This is a genomic window from Bradyrhizobium ottawaense, from assembly GCF_002278135.3.
GTDB lineage: Bacteria > Pseudomonadota > Alphaproteobacteria > Rhizobiales > Xanthobacteraceae > Bradyrhizobium > Bradyrhizobium ottawaense.
Genome location: NZ_CP029425.2, coordinates 7,734,444 through 7,754,844 on the forward strand (window position 1 = coordinate 7,734,444; position 20,401 = coordinate 7,754,844).

Consider the following 20,401-nt stretch of genomic DNA (forward strand, 5'->3'; position numbering starts at 1 on the left):
CGCGGCGGTCGCGTTGTACGGCCATCAACCCATGGGAGATGGTCATGGACTGGAATCGCATCGAAGGAAACTGGAAGCAGTTCAAGGGTTCGGCCAAGGAGAAGTGGGGCAAGCTCACCGACGACGACCTCCAATTGATCGAGGGACGCCGCGAACAGCTCGAGGGCCGGCTCCAGGAACGCTACGGCAAGGCCAAGGACCAGGTTCGTCAGGACGTCGACGACTGGCTGAAATCGCTGCACTGAAGCAGCGCAAACGAAGCCCCGGCGAAAGCCGGGGCTTCTTGTTTGGCGAGTGGCCCGGATGAGCCAGCGGGTCGGCGCGAAGCGCCGCCCGATGACAGGCTCCGCGATATCCGGGACCTTTGTTGCGGCACCCCGGATATCGCTGCGCTCATCCGGGCTTTGATCCCTTGCTAGAACACCGCGAGATATTTCAGCAGCGAGACGATGCCGATGATGATGACGACCACGCGCGCGATCTGCTTGGCGCGGCCGTCCATCGGCAGCATGTTGATGAGATAAAGGACGAGAATAACGACGAGAAAAGTGACGAGTACGCCCACCAGCATCGCGAAACCCCCTTCAGGCAAATTGCGACCACCGCTCTAACGCCTGTCTCCCGCGCTGGTTCCATCGCGGCAACCCACTGCAACTTCTAGTAAATACGTACTTCTACGATCGGACGGCCTGCCCAAAATTTTACCCTTTTCCATTCAGATGCGGAAATGACGCCGGTGCCGTGGGCCGCAAACGGCGTGCGATTGCCGTTCTGCCGCGCCGGGCTTGTCGATGTTGCCGGGCGCTTTCAAGAGCTTTGCAATGGGAGTTGGGGGGACTTCGATGCTGAATCGTCTGACCGTATCCACGCTGCTGAAGGCGGTGATCGCGATCACGTCGGCCTGCGTGGTGCTCGCGCTCTCGCTCACCGCCTACGAATCCTGGGATCGCCTCAAGACCGCCAACCGGATCTCGCAGACCGCCGACGCATCCGCCGATTTGTTCAAGGCGATGCACAGCCTGCGCACCGACCGATCGACCACGACGCGGCTCCTCAACTCGGCCGAACCGATGGATGCCGAGATCGAGAAATATCTGCGCGCGATCCGGGACACCGAGATGCCGGCAATGGCACGCGCGCTGGAGCTGCTGCCGGTCATGGACTTCCCGCAATCGGGCACGCTGGTGCCGGAGCTTGCGCGCCTCCACAAGTTGCTGACCGAAGAGCAGAAACAGTTCTGGGCGGATATGGCCAAGCCCAGGGATCAGCGCCGCGCCGGCCTGCCGAAGGAATATATGGAGACGACGGGCGGCCTGCTCGAAACGCTCGACAAGCTGTCGAACGTCCTGGCCGCCACCGTCAATCACCAGGACGCCGTGATCGACCAGCTGCTGTCGATCAAGCAGAACGCCTGGCTGCTCCGCAACACCGCGGGCGAAGCTTCCCTGGTCGTCTCGACCGGTCTTGCCGCCGGCAAGATCACACCGGAAGCCCGCAACAACTACACCCAGCATGTCGGCGGCACGTCGGCGATGTGGAAGGCGCTCGAATTGTCAGCCTCGGGCATGCAGTTGCCGCCCGCGCTCGTCTCCGCCATGGCCGCGGCCAAGACCGCCTATTTCGAGCCGCAATATCTGACCCTGCGGGACCGCCTCGCTGACACTTTGGTCAAGGGCGAGAAGGCCGAGATGACCGCCAACCAGTGGAGCCCGCTCACGGTCGGCCGCCTTTCCAGCGCTGTCACCGTGGCGGAAGCCGCCCTTGACGCCGCCAAGGTCCATACGCTGGAGCAGCGCGGCGCCGCGCAGCGCGCGCTGATCGTGCAGCTTGGATTGCTGGGGCTCGCCATCGGCCTTGCCGTCGGCGCGGTCATGCTCGTGAGCCGCCGCGTGATCCATCCGCTCAACACCATCCGCGACGCCATGCTGAAGGTCGCCGGCGGCGACCTTGCCGTCGACAGCGGCTATCTCGATCGTCAGGACGAGATCGGCGCACTGGCCGGCGCGCTGGAGGCCTTCAAGCAGCAGGCCACCGACAAGCTCAAGATCGAAGAGCAGGAGCGCGAGCGCAATGCGGGCGCTTCCGCACGCCAGCGCGCCGTTGAAGCCTATGTCGGCGAGTTCGAGGGCGCGGTGCGCAAGACGCTGGGCGAATTGGGCGAGGCGTCCGGCGAGATGCGCAAGACCTCGGGCGACCTCTCCGCCGTGTCGCGCCAGACCAACGATCGCGTCCAGGTCGCCGGCAAGGCCTCCAACGACGCCTCCATGAGCGTCGACAGCGTCGCCGCCGCCGCCGAGGAGCTCTCGGCCTCGATCAACGACATCAGCCAGCAGGCCGCGCATGCCGCAGGCATCGCCGGTCGCGCCGTCACGCAGGCGCGCGAAACCGACGGCACCGTGCAGGGCCTGGCGAAGTCGGCGGGGCGCATCGGCGAGGTCGTCGGTCTCATCAACACCATCGCGGCGCAGACCAATCTGCTCGCGCTCAACGCCACCATCGAAGCGGCGCGCGCCGGCGAAGCCGGCCGCGGCTTTGCCGTGGTCGCCTCCGAGGTGAAGTCGCTGGCAAGCCAGACCGCGAAGGCGACCGAGGAGATCTCCGAGCAGATCGCCGACATCCAGAAAGTCGCGGGCGACGCCATCAACGCGATCCAGACCATCGGCGGCATCATCGGCGAAGTGAACGAAGTGGCGACCGCCATTGCCGCCGCCGTGCAGGAGCAGGGTGCGGCGACGCAGGAGATCACCCGCAGCACGCAATTCGCGGCGCAGGGCACCAAGAACGTCTCGGACAACATCACCGGCGTCAAAGCCGATGCGGACGCTGCCGCCGCAGCCGCCGACAATGTGAAGCAGGCCTCCGAGATGCTGGAGAGCCAGAGCCGCCAGCTCGGCCATGAGGTCAGCGACTTCCTCGGCAAGATCCGCGCGGCGTAGGCGCGGATCGGGAGAGGGCGCCGCGCCCGTAATTTTACGGCAGGAACGCTGCCTAAGTTTTTACCCTTTTCGGGCCAAATGCGCCTCACGCGCTCGCCGCTGGCGGGCGCATCTGTTGCGTGCATCCCTTGGTCTCTTCGAACTTCGTGGGGCTGCCGTTCAGGGCCACGAACTCGAAACGCGCACCCGGGGTGTCCGATGCTCAATCGCTTGACCGTATCCACGCTGTTGAAGGCGGTAATCCTCTCCACCGCATTCATCGTCGTCATCGGCTTCTCGATCAGCGCATGGAGCTCATGGGGCCGTCTTCAACAGGCCAACCGGATCGTCGCGGTTTCGGCCGCCTCGGCCGAAGTGTTCAAGGCGATGGCCAACATTCGGGCCGACCGCTCGACCAGCAGCCGCCAGCTCACTTCCGATGTCGCGGTGGACAAGAACATCGAGAAGTACATCCGCGAGCTGCGCGCGGCGCTGATGCCGGCGCTGGCCCTCACGCTTGAGCTCCTGCCCACGACCGACATCGTCCAGCGCGAGGCGTTCCTCGCCGATCTCGGCAAGCTGAACAAGACGCTGCTGGCCGCACAGGCCGAGTTCTGGACCGAGGTCGTCAAGCCCAAGGCCGAGCGCCGCGCAGGCCTCGCCAAGGAATATGTCGCGACCGAGGACGCGCTGATGGCGCAGCTCGAAAAACTCTCGGGCGCGCTCGCGGCGAGCGTCAACCACCAGGACGCGACCATCGACCAGCTCCTGTCCATCAAGCAGATGGCCTGGCTGCTCCGCAACACGGCCGGCGAGTCCTCGCAGATCGTCGGCAATGCACTCAACGCCGGCAAGATCGCGCCCGAGGTGCAGCTCACCTACACCAAATTGGTGGGCGGCACCGACACCGCCTGGACCGCGATCGAGCTCGCCGCATCCGGCATGCCATTGCCGCCGGCGCTGGCGGCGGCGATGACCGAGACCAAGTCGACCTATTTCGATCCGCAATACGCCGCCACGCGCGACGGCGTCATCACGACGGTCGCCAAGGGCGAGAAGCCGTCGATGACCGCCAACCAGTGGAGTCCCTATTCGGTGCCCCGCATGATGACCGCGGTGAGGCTCGCCGACGCCGCGCTGCAGGCCGCCAAGGATCACTCCGCCGCGCAGCGGGCGGCCGCAGTGCAGTTGCTGATCGTCAACACCGCCCTGCTCGTCGCCGCGATCGTCCTGACCGGTGCCGCCATGCTGGCCGTCAGCCGCCGCGTGATCACGCCGCTGCACCGGATTCGCGATGCCATGCTGAGGGTCGCCGGCGGCGACCTCACCGTCGACAGCGGCTATCTCGACCGACGCGACGAGATCGGCTCGCTCGCCGGCGCACTGGAGACCTTCAAGCAGCAGGCCATCGACAAGCAGAAGATCGAAGAGCAGGAACGCGAGCGCAACGCCGGTGCCGCCGCGCGACAGCGCGCGATGGAAGCCTATGTCGGCGAGTTCGAAGGCGTGGTGCACAAGTCGCTGGGCGAGCTGAGCGAGGCGTCCGGCGAAATGCGCAAGACCTCGGGCGACCTCTCCACGGTGTCACGCCAGACCAATGAACGCGCCGAGATCGCAGGCAAGGCCTCGAACGACGCATCGACCAGCGTCGAGAGCGTCGCGGCAGCCGCCGAGGAGCTCAGCGCATCCATCAACGACATCAGCCAGCAGGCCGCGCATGCCGCAGGCATCGCCAGCCGCGCCGTCAACCAGGCACGCGAGACCGACAGCACCGTCCAGGGGCTCGCGCAGTCGGCGGGGCGCATCGGCGAGGTCGTCGGTCTCATCAACACCATCGCGGCACAGACCAACCTGCTGGCCCTGAACGCCACGATCGAGGCGGCACGCGCCGGGGAAGCCGGCCGCGGCTTTGCGGTCGTGGCCTCCGAGGTGAAGTCGTTGGCGAGCCAGACCGCCAAGGCGACCGAAGAGATCTCCGAGCAGATCGCCGACATCCAGAAGGTCGCGGGCGATGCCATCAATGCGATCCAGGCCATCGGCGGCATCATCGGCGAAGTCAACGAGGTCGCGACCGCGATCGCCGCCGCCGTCCAGGAGCAGGGCGCGGCCACTCAGGAGATCACCCGCAGCACGCAATATGCGGCGCAGGGCACCAAGAACGTCTCGGACAACATCACCGGCGTGAAAGCCGACGCCGACACCGCAGCCGGTGCCGCGGAGAACGTCAAGCAGGCCTCCGAGATGCTGGAAACCCAGAGCCGCCAGCTCGGCCATCAGGTCAGCGACTTCCTCGGCAAGATCCGCGCGGCGTAACGTTGTAAGTTAGATGGCAAATTGCTCTAGACCTTCGGTGGCATCCCCGCGAACGCGGGGATCCATAGCCACGGGGAGGAGTTCGGCGAAGACTCGTGGTTGCCGGCTCGTGCCGTAACGCCTCCCTGTGGTTATGGATCCCGGATCTGCGCTTCGCTTGTCCGGGATGACAGCGGAGATCGAGGCGGTAGCGCTAGGCCCACGTGAAGCCGCCGCCCTACTCCTTCGCCACCACAGGCACCTGGCGGAATTTGGCGCGCACCGATGCCGGCAGCGGCGAAAAATTCATCGCGACGCCGCGGCGGTCGTTGGCGTTGCGGCTGGCGACCACCAGGCCGTCAGCGCCGGCGACGATATCGCCCTTGCGCAGCGTGGGATCGTCCTCGACCTTGACCGATGCGAGCCCGGCCGGATCCTTGCCGTTGCAGGTGCAGCCCGCGACGATCTCGTTGCGGTAGCGGAACGCGTTCGGCAGGTCGGAATAGGGCTTTCCATTCTCAGCCGTGGCGTCGTCGATATTGCTGCCATAGACCAGCGACGTCTCGGAAGCCGGGCAGAAGCTCTTGCAGGATTGCGCCTTGCTCTCGGCATCATTGCCTTGCGCCGGGAAGTAGCGGCCGTCGCAGCCGCGCACGCAATAGGCCGTGCCGCCGCCATAGGCCGCGCGTTGGCGAGGGGCGTCGTAGCGTGGCATGTCATCGCCAGGGAACGGTGTCCGGATCTGTGGAGGCCGCGCTCCGAACGCACCGAACAGCGCCGAGAAGAAATCTTCCGCATGCGCCGACGGTGCGAATGCCAGACCGGCGGAGACAACGACCATGATCGCCGTACCGCCAGCCACTTTGCCAATCAGGCGTCTGCTCATATGACTCACTCTTACTCCTAGTTCACGGCCGACGTCGCGATGTTCAGCGCCTGCCGGCCCGACGGCATCGCCGTCACGGCTGGACGCTTGCGCGCGGGGTCGCCGCCCTTGGCCATCAGCGGCGCGTTCTTCGGCAGCACCACGACCTTGGCGCCGACATTAACGCGGCCGAACAGGTCGGTGACGTCCTCGTTGGTCATGCGGATGCAGCCGGAGGAGACGAACTTGCCGATCGTGGAGGGATCGTTGGTGCCGTGGATGCGGTATTCGCTGGAGCCGAGATACATCGCACGCGCCCCGAGCGGGTTGCCGGGACCGCCGGCGACGAAGCGCGGCAGATAGGGCTGGCGCGCAATCATCTCGGCCGGCGGATGCCAGTCCGGCCATTCCGCCTTGCGGCTGACGCTCTGCACGCCGGACCAGGTGAAGCCTTCGCGGCCGACGCCGACGCCGTAACGGATCGCACGACCATTGCCGAGCACGTAATAGAGATAGGTGTTGTTGGTATCGATGACGATGGTGCCGGCCGGCTCGCTGCGGTCGAAGCCGACGATCTGCTTGCGCAGGCGATCGGGCAGCTGGGCATCCTCGTCCGCCGCCTGCCGCTGCGGCGCTTCGTTCACATAGCCCTGCGCGTAACCCTGGTCCTGCGGATACGCCTGCGGCTGCATCGGCGCATAGCCGTAGGTCTGCGCGCTCGCGCCAGCGAACGGCACCGCCAGCAGAGCGGTCGCGAAGGCGAAGGCGGTGACGACGCGCGGCGAGAAGCTGCGACGGACTGCAGAGAACTTTGTCATGTGCTGCCCCGTTGGATGCGTGCATCAGGGTGATGCGCTTGCGAACAAACGCCGCGGGGGCGATTCAGGTTCCGGCCCTGCGCGCGGCATCCTTGTCACAGTCAAGCGAGCGCGTGTTCACGAAGCCGCGATGGAACCGCCGCACCGCTCGCGCATTGTCAGGTCGCCAATGGGCGCGCGGATCGAGGCTTCCGTGCCGGAGAGAGATTGTGCGCGTCCTTCCCAGTGAACGTCTGACTCCCGGCAACAGCGAAGGCAGTCCGCTTCCCGACAGCCATATCGAGCTGCCGCCGGTGATCCGTCACACCGAGTTCGTTGCCTTCGCGCTTGCCGGCCTCTTGCTGATCGCCATCGTCACCGTGCTCTATGTCGGCAAGGCGTTCTTCCTGCCGGTCGTGATGGCCTTCGTCACCGGCACCATGCTGTCGCCGGCCGCCAGCTTTCTCGAACGGAGCAAGGTCCCGCGCGGGCTCGGCGCCGTCCTGATCGTGGTCGCGGTGACCACGGTGGTGGCCTTCGTGGTGGCGCTGATCGCCTCCCCCGCGATGGAATGGAGCACGCGCCTGCCGGAGCTCGGCGCGCAATTGAAGGACAAGCTGCACGTGTTCGACCGACCGCTCGCGCTGTGGCGCGAGCTGCAGGCCATGGTCGGCGGCTCGGAAGGACTGCCGAACTTCCAGATGCCGAAATTCGATTGGGTGCAGCCGACGCTGGAATTCCTGTCACCGACCTTTACCGAATTCCTGCTGTTCTTCGTCACCCTGATCCTGTTCATCGCAAGCTGGCGCGACCTGCGCCGGGCGCTGATCATGACCTTCAGCGACCGCGACGCCCGGCTGCGCACGCTTCGGATCCTCAACGAGATCGAGGTCCATCTCGGCAACTACCTCTTGACCGTCACGCTCATCAATATTGGGGTCGGCGTCGCCACCGGCCTCGTCTGTGCGCTCACCGGCATGCCCAATCCGGCCGGGCTCGGCGCGCTCGCCGCAACCCTCAACTTCATCCCGATCATCGGGCCGATCGCGATGTTCGCCGTTCTGATCGTGGTGGGGCTGGTCGCCTTCCCGACCATCAGCGGCGGCCTGATGGCGGCGCTCGCCTTCGGCGGCCTCACCTTCCTGGAGGGGCACTTCGTCACGCCCATGATCATCGGGCGGCGGCTGGCGCTGAACGCGCTCGCCGTGCTGCTGGCGCTCGCGTTCTGGACCTGGCTGTGGGGACCGATGGGCGCCTTCCTGTCGTCGCCGCTCCTGATCGTCGCGCTGATCCTGAAGGAGCATCTGTTGCCGGCGGATGCGCCGCAGCTGCCGCAGGATTGACCGGTTTCCGCGAACGGAACTTCCCCGACGACGAAACGTTTTCCGGCTATCTCAGCCGTCAACAGTTTGGAGCTCCCGATGTCCACGACCAATGCCGAAGCCGGGATGAAGGACTGGACCGACAAAGCCACCCGAGAACGCCTCGAGAAGGATGTAGCAGCCGTGAAAAGCGATATCGCCGCCCTCACCGACCAGATCACCGACGCGCTCAATACCTTTGCCAATTCCACCAGCAAGCAGGCTCGCCGCGGCTATCGCCAGGCGCGCGAAAACATGGATACCGCGCTCGACGACGTGTCGGAGCGCGGCAGTGCAATGATGGGCGCGGCCCAGGAAGCCTACGGCTCGATCGAGGAGACGCTCGAAGACGCGATCACGCAGCGGCCGCTTGCGACCGTCGGACTCGCGCTCGGCATCGGCTTCCTGATCGGTGCCGCCTGGCGCCGGTAAGATTTGCGGACGCGTGTTGAGGTGTCGGCACCGGCGCGTTGCCGGTGTCGGCCCGTGACGGTTTGGCTTGCGGGGAATTGAGGAGCGAGGGCCATGTTTCAGCGCATCATCGATGGGATCAGTGCATCCACCGGCACGACGGTGCGACTGACCTCGCTTGCCGCAGCCGCGGCCTTCGCGCTATTCGTGACGACGTGCTTCCTTTGCGCCGCCGCCTTCATCTCGGTGCTGGAGAAATATGGCCCGGTGCAGGCCTGTCTTGCCGGCGCTGGCATCTTCTTCCTGCTGACGCTGGCTGCGGCAGGTTCTTATTGGGGCTACAAGCGGGAGGTGCGGAAGCGCGCCCAGATCGCGGCCGAGCGCGCCGCGAAGTCGGCGGCGCAGAGCATGCTCGCGGATCCCATGCTGCTCGCCACCGGGCTGCAGATCGTCCGTGCCATCGGCGTCAAGCGGCTACTGCCGATCCTGGCGATCGGCGGCGTCGCCCTCGGCATCATGGCGAGCCGCGCGGGCGTTCCCGACGAGGCGTCGGCTGAACCGGCCGAATAGCGATCCGAGCGGGTCAGAAAATTTCGTTGTAAGTCCTCCGAGCGCATCTAACAGAATTCGTCCATAAGACGCCGCGCAATTTCGCGCCATCACGGCGCGGCTGCCCCCAGCCATCACGCAAACGCTACTCGGATGGGCAGGCGGTTGCCGTTAAAAGTACCACCCTGATTCCCAAAGCTATTTTAATCAATGAAACCGTCCGTTAAGGCGAACCTCGCCGCATTCCATCACGACGCCAGGCTTTATCTGACGCTCGGTATCGCCAACTGGTCGGTTTTCGTCGACCATATCCCGAACAACGTCGTCAACCTGCTGACGCTGCGCAATTTCGGCTTCAGCGGCGCGGCTGACCTGTTCGTGTTCGTCGTCGGCTATGGCGTCGCCATCATCCACGGCCGGATGGCGCTTGAACGGGGCTACCTCGTGGCGGCGACGCGCATCTTCCGCCGCGTCTGGCGGCTCTACGCCGCCTATGTCGTGCTGTTCGTGATCTACATCGACACCATCGCCTATGTCGCCTCGCAGTCGATGGCGCCGGAGATCATCCACGAATACAATATCTCGGGCATTCTCGAGCACCCGCTGCGGATCCTGGTCCGCGGCCTCGTGCTCCAGGAGGAGCCGCTGAACCTCGACCTCCTGCAATTGATGATCCCGCTGATGGCCTTTTTTCCGTTCGCGCTGTGGGGTCTGTTGCGGTGGCCGAACCTGACCCTGGCGGCATCGGTCGCGCTGTATCTTGCCGCACGCTGGTTCGACTGGAATTTTCGGGTCTATCCGGACCAGGAATGGACCTTCAATCCGCTCTGCTGGCAGATGCTGATGGTGCTCGGGGGCTGGTTCGCCGTGACAGGCGCGCCCGGGCGCGCGCTACGCGACATGCCCTGGCTGCGGATTCTCGCCGGCACCTATCTCGTATTCGCGATGGCCATCACCTTGCTGCGCCATTCGCCGGCAATGTCGGCTTACCTGCCGGACCTGCTCCTCGACAGCATCGCGCCGACCGACAAGGAAAACCTGGCGCCCTATCGCGTGATTCACTTCCTCGCGCTCGCCTTGCTGGCGACCCATCTCATTCCGGCCAATCATCCCGGCCTGCAATTGAAGCCGCTGCAGGCGGTCATCCGATGTGGCGAGGAATGGCTCGCCGTGTTCTGCGTCGGGGTGTTCCTGTCGTTTGCGGGCCATCTCATCCTGATCACCAGCGCCAATCTGGTGGCGATGCAGATCGTGGTGAGCCTCGCCGGCTTCGCCGCGATGACCGCGGTGGCCTACTACGTCGCCTGGTCGAGGTGGCAGGATCTCCCCACGGCCTTGCGGCAGCAGGCCTAGCCAGAGAACCGTGCGATTCTGCTAGGCCGAAAGCGGCGGCTGCGCTATGCGGAGAAGCTCTGCGTGAGGAGACCGGGCGTGGCGATGGCGAAAAGCGGGGGGGAAGAGACCGGGAGCACGCCCCGGCGCGGCCGGCCTCGGTCGATCGAGACCAGCAACGCCATTCTCGAAAGCGCCTATGCGCTGATGGCTTCCACCGGCCTTGCCGCCACCACCATCGACGCGGTCGCCCGCCACTCCAGCGTCTCCAAGATGACGATCTACAAATGGTGGCCGTCCCGCGAGGCGCTCTTGATCGACGCCTTTCTTCAACATGCCGCGCAGATGCTGCCGCTGCCTCCGGAGGGCTCCGGCAACCCCGCGGCGCGCGCCCGCCGCCATGCCGCAGCCTACGCCGAGGCGCTCCAGGGCGAGTTCGGCAAGGTCCAGCTCGCGGTGATCTCCGAATGCATTTCCAAAACCGGCTCGGCCGAGCTGTTCTATGCCCGCTATCTGCAATTCCGTCGCGACGCGCTGGTCGAGATGATTGCCGCGGGCCAGAACGACGGCAGCATCCTGGCCGAAGGGCCGGCTGAGGATCTTTACGACGCGATCTATGGCGGCCTGTTCTATCGCTACGTCTTCGGCATCGCGCCAATCACGCCGGCCTATGCCCGCAATCTGGTCGACCTGGTGTTGAGGCCCAAGGGCTAAGCCCAAGGAGTTAAGCCCAAGGGGTTAAGCCCAAGGGGTTAGTCCGAGGCTTAAGCCGGCGGCTTCTATCGCGCAGACCTCACCGGTGCGGAGATCTTGTCCGTGCGGTCGCGCTCGGTCATGTCGACCACCGTCTCCATCGGCGCGGTCAGCTCGTAGACATAGGAGGCGTCGGTGAAATAGCGCTTGGCGGTGCCGCCGAGAGCCTCGGGGGCGACACGGTCGAGCAGGATCAGGCCGAAATCGGAATCGGGGCGGCGGGTCGCCTCGCTGGTGTTGAGCTCCTCCCAGCGGAAATGGAAGACCTCGCCCGCCCCCTCGCCCGTCACGGTCCAGCTAGCGGTGATGTGCGGATGCTTTCCGACCAGCGACAGGCCCTCGTCGGAATGCGAGGCAAGTTCGAAGAACAGCAGCGAGAGGCTCTGCGCCGCGCGCGCGCTGACCGCGATATCAGGACCCGTGACGGCAATGCGGTCGGCATGCGGGATGGCGCGCGCCTCGAACAGGCCCTTCAGCTTGACGCCCTGCCACTGGCTCTCGCTGAGCAGCGAGACCACGTTGGACATGGCGTGGATGCGCCCGATCAGGAGCTCGCGGGCGACGTCGATGTCCGAGCCGTGACGCAAGGTGCGCGTCACGATAGACTGGATCACCGCGAGGATATTCTTGACCCGGTGGTTGAGCTCGTCGATCACCGCGGTCAGCCGGCGCTCGAAGCCGATTCTGACCTGGATTTCCCGGCTGAGCCTTAAGTTGTTGTAGGCGACATAGCCAAACAGGCCGCACACCATCGCAGTGATCGCAAAGCCGATCGCCGCCACGATGATCGCGGTCTGCTCGGCGCGACGCGCCGAGTTGGTCTTCGCGTAATAACCCAGCTGCCAGTCACGGCCGCCGAAGCTCACCGTGCGCGTCGCCGATGGCGTCGGCCCGTCCGTCGTCGTCATGCGGGTGGAGACGATTCCCTGATCGTTGGCGACGAGCTCGCCACCTTCCTTGCGCGGGTCCCTGAGCGCGACCGAGAACAACGACATGTCGTCATTGGTCAGCATCAGCGAGGCGAGTTCGTAGGAAAACGTGACGAACCCGGCCGGCTCGGTCGCACCCTCGGGGATGACGGGAGCTGCCACGATGATCCCGACCGGCCCGTTGCCGCGCAACAGCGGAATCGGGTCCGAGGCCACCGACCGCTTCTCGAGCCGGGCCCGTGTCAACATGGCGCTGCGAACCTGATCCTGGTCGTAACTACGGCCAGGCAGAGCCTTGGTCTCGTCGCTGCGCGGCTCGAGATCCAACAGCACGTCGATCGGCTGGGTGATCTCGGCCGGATTGATCGGCTTGTCGTCAAAGGTGCGGATCTTTGGATTGGGGAAGCCGGCGCCTCCAATGGCAGCCTGCGCCGCCGTAAGCTCGTTCGGCTTCAGCCGGGCGATCCAGCCGGCCACCACGAAATCGGTCTTGAAGGCGTAAATGGCCGAGCGCAGCGGCTCCAGCATGTTCGGCTTGATCACTGATGGTGTGCGGAACAGGCCTGAGGCGACACGTGCGAGCAGCTCGCGCTCAGTGAGCCGGTCCTGCACCAGGCTGGCATGAACGTCGATCGCGCGCGCGAGCGCGATACGATCCAGCGCCAGCTCCTGGTCGTGGACGCGATAGGCCGCAAGCCCGGAGAGCAAGGCTCCGAGCAGAGCGATGAAACCGATGATGAAACCCAGCCGGACCACGCGACTACTCAGGCGAAAGCAGGAGGTCGGCAATAAACAAGGAGCATATGTACGCCGCTCGAACGGCCATGTGCCGAAACAGGGTGAACCCCGGTGGCAGAGATAATGAAGGAGGAGGCATCAGTACGCAACTTGGGTCGCCTGGAAAGCTTAATCCGCCCGGCCAATGGTCTGGCCGGGATGAATTGCCCGGGCACCGGAGGTAGTTAATCGCCGTGTCCGAAATTTGTTCCGTGGTTGCGGCCCGGCCCCAGGGTTAACGGCGAAAAAAGCATGCGCCAAGTCGTCGCGCGCTGTCAGCCCGCCCGTTTCAGGCCGCCTTTGGCCTCGATGAAGCCGACAATGCGGTCAAGGCCCTCGCTCTTCTTCAGATTGGTCATGACGAAGGGGCGCTCGCCGCGCATGCGCCTGGCGTCCGTGTCCATCTTCTCCAGGGAGGCGCCGACATGGGGGGCGAGGTCGATCTTGTTGATGACCAGCAGGTCGGACCGGGTGATGCCGGGGCCGCCCTTGGACGGGATCTTGTCGCCGGCGGCCACGTCGATGACGTAGATGGTCAGGTCGGCCAGCTCCGGGGAAAAAGTGGCAGCGAGATTGTCACCGCCGGACTCGATCAGAACGAGATCGAGCCCGGGAAACTTGGCGCGCATGTCCGCCACCGCGGCGAGATTCATCGAGGCATCCTCGCGGATCGCGGTGTGCGGGCAGCCGCCGGTCTCGACGCCGGCAATGCGGTCCGGCGTCAGCGATCCCGAACGCACCAGGAACTCGGCATCCCATTTGGTGTAGATGTCGTTGGTGATCGCGGCAATGTCATAGCGCTCGCGCATGGTCTTGCAGAGCAGGTCCATCAGCGCGGTCTTGCCCGATCCGACGGGACCGCCGACGCCGACACGCAAGGGGCCGTGAGATTTCGACATGTCATTGGCTCTTTCTCGATGGGTCAAAGGTCGCACCGCTCACGACCGGAACAGCCGGGTATATTGCGTCTCGTGCCGCAGGCTGGCGAGATCGGCGCGGAAGGTCGCGCTGCCAAGATCGTCCAATGCTGCGTTCAACGCACGATTGGCGGTGGCGGCAACGGCGGCTTCCAGCCTCACCAGCACGCGCTGGCAGTCGGTCTGGCCGAGCGGAATGAGCCTACTGGCGGCCGAAATCCAGTTGGACACCAGCGCATGCAGGAACGCGTGCAACGTCGGCGCCAGCGCCACGCCGTGCTTAGCTGCAACCACGCCGACCGCGACGGGATAGACCAGTGGCGTGCGGCATGCCGCAACCATGGCATCAAGGCCGTCTGCATCCCAGGCAGCGCGAGCGATGTCGATGAAGGCGCGGCCCTGCGAGATCGTCTCCAGCTGCCGCTCGCGCGACGGCACCATGGCCGCGGCGAGCTCGGCGATGTCGCTCAAGGTCGCATCCTCGCCCATCTCTGCAGCACGATAGGCATGCACCAGAAGCGTCGCGTCGCAAAAGCCGGAGCCGTCGCCGAGCATCGCGTCGAGCCAGTCGGCCAGCGTGGCCGTATCGACGATGTCGCCCGCCTCGACCGCCCATTCGATGCCGCTGGAATAGGAGAAGCCGCCGACCGGGAATGCCGGCGACAGCCAGGTCATCAGCCGGTACAGCGCCGCCGCCTCGCCCTCGGCGAGGTCGCCGGCGCCGACCGACTCACTTGTGGTCATGAGCATGCTTGTGGCCGTGGTGATGGTCGGGATGGTCGCAATGCTCGTCGTGGTGATGGTGATGATCGTGCCCATGATCATGCGCGGCATGATCATGGGGGTGGTGGTCATGCGCGTGATGATCATGGCCATGGTGATCGTGACCATGGTCATGATGATGCCCGTGATCATGATGCGCATGATCGTCGTGGCCATGCGCGTGGCCGGCATCGGCATAGGCGCCGCCTTCGGGATCGAACGGCGCCTCGATCTCGATCACGCGCGCGCCGAGACCCTTCACCATGGCTTCGATGACGTGATCGCGGCGGATGCGCAAGGCCTTGGCCATGATCTGCGTCGGCAGATGACGGTTGCCGAGGTGCCAGCCGACGCGAATGAGGTGATGCGGATCGCGGCCGCGGATTTCCAGCAGCGGCTCGGGCGCCGCGACCACTTCGACGAGCCGGCCGTCCTCCAGCACCAGCGCATCGCCGCCGCGCAGCGCGACGGCCTGCTCCAGGTCGAGCAGGAATTCGAGCCCCCGCGTTCCCGTCATCGTCATGCGGCGGCGGTGCCGATCGTCGAAATCGAGCACCACCGTATCCGCCGGCGCTTCCGTGAAGCGGTGCTGTCCCCTGACCTGCGTCGCCCGGATCATGCGCTTTTACCCCGTTACCTTGTCTCGACCTTCTCGGGCGTGATCACTTCGATCTTCGGCGGTGCCGTGAAGCACTTGACCGCCACGCGCCCGAACGTCTTCATGTGCTCCATGCCACGATGCGGCACCAGCGCCTCGGCGTTCTCCCACTGCTCGACGAACACCATCTTGGCAGGATCGGTGACGCTTTCATGCAGATCATAGGCGATATTGCCGGGCTCCTTCCGCGTCTCCTTGATGCAGGCGGTGGCGGCTGCAATGAATTCGGCGCGCGTCTCTGGCTTGATGGTCAAGGTGGCAACGACGTAGATCACGAGAAATCCTCCCGGCTTTTCTTCTAAGGTTGGATACCGGGCGGGACATTAGACCAGGCAGGATCGAACGCAAAACCGTAAAAGCCATCCCGGGACATGCCCTCTGGACATAATCCCGGGGACATGCGTTGAGGCGCTATTTTCAGTACATGAAATATCGCTGCGCCATGGGCAGCACCTCGGCGGGTGCGCAAGTGAGCAATTCGCCGTCGGCGCGGACCTCATAGGTCTCCGGATCGACGTCGATATTGGGCGTGGCGTCGTTGTGGATCATGCTCTTCTTCGAGATCTTGCCGCGGGTGTTCTGCACGGCATAGAGCTTCTTCTCGATGCCGAGCTTTCGCGCGAGGCCGCCGGTGATCGCTGCCTTCGAGGTGAATACCACGGACGACGCGGTGCGCGCCTTGCCGAAGGCGCCGAACATCGGCTGGTAATGCACCGGCTGCGGCGTCGGGATCGAGGCGTTGGGATCGCCCATGGGCGCTGCGACGATGGTGCCGCCCTTGACGATGCAATCCGGCTTGACGCCGAAGAAGGCCGGCGACCACAGCACGAGATCGGCGAGCTTGCCCTTCTCGACCGAGCCGATCAGTTTCGACACGCCGTGCGCGATCGCGGGATTGATGGTGTATTTGGCGATGTAGCGCTTGACGCGAAAATTGTCGTTGTCCTTGCCCTTGTCCTGCGGCAGTGACCCGCGCTGCTTCTTCATCTTGTCCGCGGTCTGCCAGGTCCGGATGATGACCTCGCCGAGGCGGCCCATGGCCTGCGAGTCCGACGACATCATCGAGAGCGCGCCGAGATCGTGCAGGATGTCTTCGGCCGCGATGGTCTCCTTGCGGATACGACTTTCGGCGAATGCCAGATCCTCCGCGATCGAGGGATCGAGGTGGTGGCACACCATCAGCATGTCCAGATGCTCGTCGATGGTGTTGCGCGTGAAGGGCCGCGTCGGGTTGGTCGAGGACGGCAGCACGTTCTTGAGCCCTGCGACCTTGATGATATCCGGGGCGTGACCGCCGCCGGCGCCCTCGGTGTGGAAGGCATGGATGGTGCGGCCCTTGAACGCCTTGATCGTGTCTTCGACGAAGCCGGATTCGTTCAGCGTATCGGTATGGATCATCACCTGGATGTCGTGAGCATCGGCGACCGACAGGCAATTGTCGATCGCCGCCGGCGTCGTGCCCCAGTCTTCGTGCAGCTTCAGCGCGCAGGCGCCGGCCTTGATCATCTCGACCAGGGCAGCGGGCCGCGATGCGTTGCCCTTGCCGGAGATGCCGAGATTGACCGGGAAGGCGTCGAACGACTGAATCATCCGCCCCATATGCCAGGGACCCGGCGTGCAGGTCGTTGCGAAGGTGCCATGCGACGGGCCGGTGCCGCCGCCCAGCATCGAGGTGACGCCAGACATCAGCGCGTGCTCGATCTGCTGCGGGCAGATGAAATGGATGTGGCTATCGAAGCCGCCGGCGGTGAGGATTTTTCCTTCGCCGGCGATCACGTCGGTGCCGGGACCGATGATGATGGTGACGCCCGGCTGGATGTCGGGATTGCCGGCCTTGCCGATGCCGGCGATCATGCCGTCCTTGATCGCGACGTCGGCCTTGACGATGCCCCAGTGGTCGACGATCAGCGCATTGGTGATGACGGTGTCGGCCGCGCCCTGCTTGTTCGTCACCTGCGACTGCCCCATGCCGTCGCGGATCACCTTGCCGCCGCCGAACTTCACCTCCTCGCCGTAGGTGGTGAGATCCTTCTCGACCTCGATGATGAGGTCGGTGTCGGCCAGCCGCACCCTGTCGCCGGTGGTCGGGCCGAACATGTCGGCATAGACGGAACGCTTCATCTTGACGGACATCACAAGCCCCGTTTGCGTTTGAATGTTTGGTGTCTCACAGCAAGGCCCTCGCTGCTTTCACGGCGTCGTCGAATTTCTCATCGAGCCAGGGATTGCCGCCGCGGCAGCCCGCAACGACCTGCGTGGCCCAGCCGGCGTAGTCGGCAAGATCGTCGCGCTCCTCTGCACTCGGATCGGTCTGAATGCGCGCGCCGATGTTGCTGATCTTGTCGGCGATCTTGATCAGCTTCGCGCCAGCAGATTTCTTCGGCGCATCGACAATCTGCAGACGCCGCCGCTCTGCCTTGGGAAGGCTCATGTCGTCGGTGCATTCGACGACGAGGGAGGCAGCACGCTCCGAGAATTTCTGCGCCAGCTCCTCGCGCGTGGTGGCGGTGTCCTCGATGGTGTCATGCAGCCAGCCGGCCGCGACCAGTTCGGCATCGGCGCCGTCGGTCGCGGTCGCCAGCAGGTTCGCGACCTCGGCGAGATGATTGATGTAGGGCTCGTTGCCGCGCCCCTTGCGCTCCATGCCATTGTGACGGTGCGCAGCGAGTTCGGCGGCTTCTGAGACGAGGCGGACGGGCGACAGCATGGCAAAGACCTCCGTTTCCGCCTCAACCGTGCTGCACCGCGCTCGTTCCTGTGGGGTTCACAGCTTCCCCATCACGTCGCCACGAAAACCGTAAATCGTCTTCTTGCCCGCCATGGCCACAAGCTGGACGTCGCGGGTCTGGCCGGGCTCGAAGCGGACGGCGGTGCCGGCGGCGATGTCGAGGCGCATGCCGCGGGACTTCTTGCGGTCGAATTTCAGCGCCGGGTTGGTCTCGAAGAAATGGTAGTGCGAGCCGACCTGGATCGGGCGGTCGCCGGTATTGGCCACCGTCAGCGTCACGGTCTTGCGGCCGGCATTGAGCTCGATTTCGCCGTCCTGGATGAAGAGTTCACCGGGGATCATTCTATCCTCCTCGTCATTCCGGGCTCGCGCAGCGAGAAGGCCGGAATCTCGAAACCAAAACCTCTGGATTCCGGGTTCGCCCTGCGGGCGCCCCGGAATGACGAATTCGAATTACCTGATCGGCTCGTGGACGGTGACGAGCTTGGTCCCGTCCGGAAATGTCGCCTCGACCTGGATGTCGTGGATCATCTCGGGAATACCCGGCATCACCTGGTCGCGGGTGAGGACCTCAGCGCCGGATTGCATCAGCTCGGCGACCGTGCGGCCGTCGCGCGCGCCTTCGAGGATGAAATCGGAAATGATCGCGATCGCCTCGGGATGGTTGAGCTTGACGCCGCGATCCAGCCTTCGGCGGGCCACGATGGCCGCCATCGAGATCAGAAGCTTATCCTTTTCGCGGGGAGACAGGTTCATGCAGAATCTCTTCCGTTCAACACGTCAATTCGGCCAATCAGTTCAGCCAGAGTCGCGGCAGGGCCGTTCCAGTGCGCGCCAGCACCGCCATCATGTCGACCCGCAACCGCGCCGCATCTTGGGCACAGAACCGGGCCATTGCAAAGCCATTCCACGCCGAGATTCCAACCTCGCCGGAGAATGAGTCCGACGCCTCGCGGATGCGTTCGACCAGGGCCTCGTCGCCGGGCACGATCAGCGCCGTGCCAATCGCGGCACCGCCTTTGGCGACGGCGGATCGCCCAAGTTTTGCGCCGATATTGCCGTCGAGCCTGATGGTCTCGGCGAACACCAGCCTGCCACCACGCCGTAGCCGCCAGCGGTCGACAAACTCGCCCTGCTCCATCCGCTCGCCCATGGCAGTGCGGCCGAACACCACGATCTCGCAGAGCAGGAGCGAGGCGGCATCATCAAGCTCGATATCGAAACGGCGGTGGACCCGGGCGCGGTCAAACAGGATGGTCTCTTGCGGCAACCAGGACAGATGCGCACCCGCATCGACCTTCAAGGCAATGCTGAGCTGCGCCGCGGCTCCGGGCGCCCGATAGACCTTTTCGGCGGCGGCGGTCGTCAGCGTCAGGCGCGAGCTTTGGCCCGCCGTGATGTTGATATCGAAACTGTCGCCACCGGCAACGCCGCCTGCCGTGTTGACGAACACGCCGGAGAGCCCCTCGCCTTCCGGCGAGGGAAAGCGCACGCGCAGCGAGCCGGATTCATGCAAGACGCCGCGCCGCGTCACGCCGTCACGCGCATGGACGTCGAAACGCACCGCGCCGCGGGCACGGTTTGCCTCGAAAACCCCTGACGTGACCGAAACGTCGCTGCGCATCCGCCTCCCCCCAGCCGGTCGCGGCAGAACCTCTTACAGCGCCATCTGGCGGCTGATCTCGCTCGCGTCCAAATTGGCGCGATCGCAGGTGAATTTCACCGCGCCGCGATCCATCACGGCAAAACTGTCGCCGAGTTCGCAGGCAAAGTCGAGATATTGTTCGACCAGCACGATGGCGATGTTGCCGAGGTTGCGCAAATAGGAGATGGCGCGGCCGATGTCCTTGATGATCGAAGGCTGGATGCCCTCGGTCGGCTCGTCAAGGAGCAGCAATTTCGGCCGCATCACCAGCGCGCGACCGATCGCGAGTTGCTGCTGCTGGCCGCCGGAGAGATCGCCACCGCGCCGGCCGAGCATGGATTGCAGCACCGGAAACAGCGAGAACACGTCGTCGGGAATGTGCTTGTCCTCGCGCTTGAGCGGACCGAAGCCGGTCTTGAGGTTCTCCTCGACCGTGAGCAGCGGAAAGATCTCGCGGCCCTGCGGCACGAAGGCGATGCCCTTGCGTGCCCGCTCATAGGGCTTCAGGCCGGTGATGTCGCTGCCGTCGAGCACGATCGCGCCCGACGAAATCGGATATTGCCCGACCATGGCGCGCAGGAGCGAGGTCTTGCCGACGCCGTTGCGCCCGAGCACGCAGGTCACCTTGCCCGGTTCGGCCGAGATCGAGACGCCGCGCAGCGCCTGCGCCGCGCCGTAGAACAGATTGATGTCTTTGACTTCAAGCATCG

22 protein-coding genes are annotated in these 20,401 nt (G+C 64.9%); 8 read left to right on the plus strand and 14 right to left on the minus strand.

Translation table 11 applies throughout. From position 1 onward, the window contains the following. Positions 1 to 44: 44 nt before the first annotated feature. Positions 45 to 245 (plus strand): CsbD family protein, encoded by a 201-nt coding sequence (locus CIT37_RS36165; RefSeq protein WP_008546815.1) that lies wholly within the window; start codon positions 45 to 47, stop codon positions 243 to 245. Between the two features lie 170 nt (positions 246 to 415). Here the strand turns inward: CIT37_RS36165 and CIT37_RS36170 are convergent, their stop codons facing one another. After that, on the minus strand, positions 416 to 571 hold the full coding sequence (locus CIT37_RS36170; protein WP_007599832.1) for a Thivi_2564 family membrane protein: 156 nt from the start codon (positions 569 to 571) through the stop codon (positions 416 to 418). 271 nt (positions 572 to 842) lie between these two features. On the opposite strand from CIT37_RS36170, the gene CIT37_RS36175 reads away from it, so the two are divergent. Continuing rightward, positions 843 to 2,936 (plus strand): methyl-accepting chemotaxis protein, encoded by a 2,094-nt coding sequence (locus CIT37_RS36175; protein WP_095424681.1) that lies wholly within the window; start codon positions 843 to 845, stop codon positions 2,934 to 2,936. A 198-nt stretch (positions 2,937 to 3,134) separates the two neighbouring features. Next, positions 3,135 to 5,228, plus strand: a complete 2,094-nt coding sequence (locus tag CIT37_RS36180; RefSeq protein ID WP_095424680.1) for a methyl-accepting chemotaxis protein — start codon at positions 3,135 to 3,137, stop codon at positions 5,226 to 5,228. A 217-nt stretch (positions 5,229 to 5,445) separates the two neighbouring features. On the opposite strand, the gene CIT37_RS36185 is transcribed toward CIT37_RS36180, so the two are convergent. Further along, on the minus strand, positions 5,446 to 6,093 hold the full coding sequence (locus tag CIT37_RS36185) for a DUF2865 domain-containing protein (RefSeq protein ID WP_028142074.1): 648 nt from the start codon (positions 6,091 to 6,093) through the stop codon (positions 5,446 to 5,448). A 17-nt stretch (positions 6,094 to 6,110) separates the two neighbouring features. Next, entirely contained in the window at positions 6,111 to 6,890 is a 780-nt protein-coding gene (locus CIT37_RS36190) for a L,D-transpeptidase (RefSeq protein WP_028142075.1), read from the minus strand. Positions 6,891 to 7,099: 209 nt separating this feature from the next. Here CIT37_RS36190 and CIT37_RS36195 point away from each other — a divergent pair, with 209 nt between their 5' ends. The 5 genes from CIT37_RS36195 (at position 7,100) to CIT37_RS36215 (ending at position 11,236) form a co-directional block, all read left to right on the plus strand. Further along, a complete protein-coding gene (locus CIT37_RS36195; RefSeq protein ID WP_161966269.1) occupies positions 7,100 to 8,212 on the plus strand; it encodes an AI-2E family transporter in 1,113 nt (370 codons plus the stop codon). A 78-nt stretch (positions 8,213 to 8,290) separates the two neighbouring features. Continuing rightward, on the plus strand, positions 8,291 to 8,662 hold the full coding sequence (locus tag CIT37_RS36200) for an ElaB/YgaM/YqjD family protein (protein WP_028142077.1): 372 nt from the start codon (positions 8,291 to 8,293) through the stop codon (positions 8,660 to 8,662). 93 nt (positions 8,663 to 8,755) lie between these two features. Then, positions 8,756 to 9,211 (plus strand): hypothetical protein, encoded by a 456-nt coding sequence (locus tag CIT37_RS36205; RefSeq protein WP_038950047.1) that lies wholly within the window; start codon positions 8,756 to 8,758, stop codon positions 9,209 to 9,211. Between the two features lie 189 nt (positions 9,212 to 9,400). Next, positions 9,401 to 10,543: an OpgC domain-containing protein gene (locus tag CIT37_RS36210; RefSeq protein WP_038950046.1), complete on the plus strand. Its 1,143-nt coding sequence runs from the start codon at positions 9,401 to 9,403 to the stop codon at positions 10,541 to 10,543. 84 nt (positions 10,544 to 10,627) lie between these two features. After that, on the plus strand, positions 10,628 to 11,236 hold the full coding sequence (locus CIT37_RS36215; protein WP_038971346.1) for a TetR/AcrR family transcriptional regulator: 609 nt from the start codon (positions 10,628 to 10,630) through the stop codon (positions 11,234 to 11,236). A gap of 65 nt (positions 11,237 to 11,301) precedes the next feature. Here CIT37_RS36215 and CIT37_RS36220 read toward each other — a convergent pair whose 3' ends face one another. The 11 genes from CIT37_RS36220 to urtE form a co-directional block, all read right to left on the minus strand. Further along, positions 11,302 to 12,960, minus strand: a complete 1,659-nt coding sequence (locus CIT37_RS36220) for a CHASE domain-containing protein (RefSeq protein WP_028142081.1) — start codon at positions 12,958 to 12,960, stop codon at positions 11,302 to 11,304. A gap of 296 nt (positions 12,961 to 13,256) precedes the next feature. Beyond that, positions 13,257 to 13,880, minus strand: a complete 624-nt coding sequence (gene ureG / locus CIT37_RS36225; protein ID WP_008131868.1) for an urease accessory protein UreG — start codon at positions 13,878 to 13,880, stop codon at positions 13,257 to 13,259. Between the two features lie 39 nt (positions 13,881 to 13,919). Continuing rightward, positions 13,920 to 14,648, minus strand: coding sequence for an urease accessory protein UreF (locus CIT37_RS36230; protein WP_081494296.1), 729 nt, complete (start codon positions 14,646 to 14,648; stop codon positions 13,920 to 13,922). Then, the gene (locus CIT37_RS36235) at positions 14,629 to 15,279 is read right to left on the minus strand and encodes an urease accessory protein UreE (RefSeq protein WP_095424678.1); all 651 of its coding nucleotides are present in this window, start codon (positions 15,277 to 15,279) and stop codon (positions 14,629 to 14,631) included. The genes CIT37_RS36230 and CIT37_RS36235 overlap by 20 nt, the downstream gene beginning before the upstream one ends. Positions 15,280 to 15,293: 14 nt before the next feature. After that, positions 15,294 to 15,593, minus strand: coding sequence for a putative quinol monooxygenase (locus CIT37_RS36240; protein ID WP_018318764.1), 300 nt, complete (start codon positions 15,591 to 15,593; stop codon positions 15,294 to 15,296). Between the two features lie 142 nt (positions 15,594 to 15,735). Next, complete coding sequence (gene ureC, locus CIT37_RS36245) at positions 15,736 to 17,451, minus strand: urease subunit alpha (protein ID WP_095424677.1); 1,716 nt, start codon at positions 17,449 to 17,451, stop codon at positions 15,736 to 15,738. A gap of 34 nt (positions 17,452 to 17,485) precedes the next feature. Then, the gene (locus CIT37_RS36250; RefSeq protein WP_095424676.1) at positions 17,486 to 18,025 is read right to left on the minus strand and encodes an HD domain-containing protein; all 540 of its coding nucleotides are present in this window, start codon (positions 18,023 to 18,025) and stop codon (positions 17,486 to 17,488) included. A 57-nt stretch (positions 18,026 to 18,082) separates the two neighbouring features. Beyond that, the gene (locus CIT37_RS36255; protein WP_035708642.1) at positions 18,083 to 18,388 is read right to left on the minus strand and encodes an urease subunit beta; all 306 of its coding nucleotides are present in this window, start codon (positions 18,386 to 18,388) and stop codon (positions 18,083 to 18,085) included. A gap of 111 nt (positions 18,389 to 18,499) precedes the next feature. After that, positions 18,500 to 18,802: an urease subunit gamma gene (locus CIT37_RS36260; RefSeq protein WP_028142087.1), complete on the minus strand. Its 303-nt coding sequence runs from the start codon at positions 18,800 to 18,802 to the stop codon at positions 18,500 to 18,502. 37 nt (positions 18,803 to 18,839) lie between these two features. Next, positions 18,840 to 19,670, minus strand: coding sequence for an urease accessory protein UreD (locus tag CIT37_RS36265; protein ID WP_095424675.1), 831 nt, complete (start codon positions 19,668 to 19,670; stop codon positions 18,840 to 18,842). A gap of 33 nt (positions 19,671 to 19,703) precedes the next feature. Continuing rightward, positions 19,704 to 20,399 (minus strand): urea ABC transporter ATP-binding subunit UrtE, encoded by a 696-nt coding sequence (gene urtE, locus CIT37_RS36270; protein ID WP_038971341.1) that lies wholly within the window; start codon positions 20,397 to 20,399, stop codon positions 19,704 to 19,706. Between the last annotated feature and the right edge of the window lie 2 nt (positions 20,400 to 20,401).

What these genes read in the sequence shown, in the direction of transcription:
- CIT37_RS36205 (WP_038950047.1), top strand. Translation starts at nt 8,756, where the DNA reads ATGTTTCAGCGCATCATCGATGGGATCAGTGCATCCACCGGCACGACG.
- CIT37_RS36235 (WP_095424678.1), bottom strand. Translation starts at nt 15,279, where the DNA reads ATGATCCGGGCGACGCAGGTCAGGGGACAGCACCGCTTCACGGAAGCG.
- ureG (WP_008131868.1), bottom strand. Translation starts at nt 13,880, where the DNA reads ATGTCGAAATCTCACGGCCCCTTGCGTGTCGGCGTCGGCGGTCCCGTC.
- CIT37_RS36170 (WP_007599832.1), bottom strand. Translation starts at nt 571, where the DNA reads ATGCTGGTGGGCGTACTCGTCACTTTTCTCGTCGTTATTCTCGTCCTT.
- CIT37_RS36190 (WP_028142075.1), bottom strand. Translation starts at nt 6,890, where the DNA reads ATGACAAAGTTCTCTGCAGTCCGTCGCAGCTTCTCGCCGCGCGTCGTC.
- CIT37_RS36175 (WP_095424681.1), top strand. Translation starts at nt 843, where the DNA reads ATGCTGAATCGTCTGACCGTATCCACGCTGCTGAAGGCGGTGATCGCG.
- CIT37_RS36255 (WP_035708642.1), bottom strand. Translation starts at nt 18,388, where the DNA reads ATGATCCCCGGTGAACTCTTCATCCAGGACGGCGAAATCGAGCTCAAT.
- CIT37_RS36250 (WP_095424676.1), bottom strand. Translation starts at nt 18,025, where the DNA reads ATGCTGTCGCCCGTCCGCCTCGTCTCAGAAGCCGCCGAACTCGCTGCG.
- CIT37_RS36185 (WP_028142074.1), bottom strand. Translation starts at nt 6,093, where the DNA reads ATGAGCAGACGCCTGATTGGCAAAGTGGCTGGCGGTACGGCGATCATG.
- CIT37_RS36260 (WP_028142087.1), bottom strand. Translation starts at nt 18,802, where the DNA reads ATGAACCTGTCTCCCCGCGAAAAGGATAAGCTTCTGATCTCGATGGCG.
- CIT37_RS36180 (WP_095424680.1), top strand. Translation starts at nt 3,135, where the DNA reads ATGCTCAATCGCTTGACCGTATCCACGCTGTTGAAGGCGGTAATCCTC.
- CIT37_RS36210 (WP_038950046.1), top strand. Translation starts at nt 9,401, where the DNA reads ATGAAACCGTCCGTTAAGGCGAACCTCGCCGCATTCCATCACGACGCC.
- ureC (WP_095424677.1), bottom strand. Translation starts at nt 17,451, where the DNA reads ATGTCCGTCAAGATGAAGCGTTCCGTCTATGCCGACATGTTCGGCCCG.
- CIT37_RS36230 (WP_081494296.1), bottom strand. Translation starts at nt 14,648, where the DNA reads ATGCTCATGACCACAAGTGAGTCGGTCGGCGCCGGCGACCTCGCCGAG.
- CIT37_RS36215 (WP_038971346.1), top strand. Translation starts at nt 10,628, where the DNA reads ATGGCGAAAAGCGGGGGGGAAGAGACCGGGAGCACGCCCCGGCGCGGC.
- urtE (WP_038971341.1), bottom strand. Translation starts at nt 20,399, where the DNA reads ATGCTTGAAGTCAAAGACATCAATCTGTTCTACGGCGCGGCGCAGGCG.
- CIT37_RS36265 (WP_095424675.1), bottom strand. Translation starts at nt 19,670, where the DNA reads ATGCGCAGCGACGTTTCGGTCACGTCAGGGGTTTTCGAGGCAAACCGT.
- CIT37_RS36200 (WP_028142077.1), top strand. Translation starts at nt 8,291, where the DNA reads ATGTCCACGACCAATGCCGAAGCCGGGATGAAGGACTGGACCGACAAA.
- CIT37_RS36165 (WP_008546815.1), top strand. Translation starts at nt 45, where the DNA reads ATGGACTGGAATCGCATCGAAGGAAACTGGAAGCAGTTCAAGGGTTCG.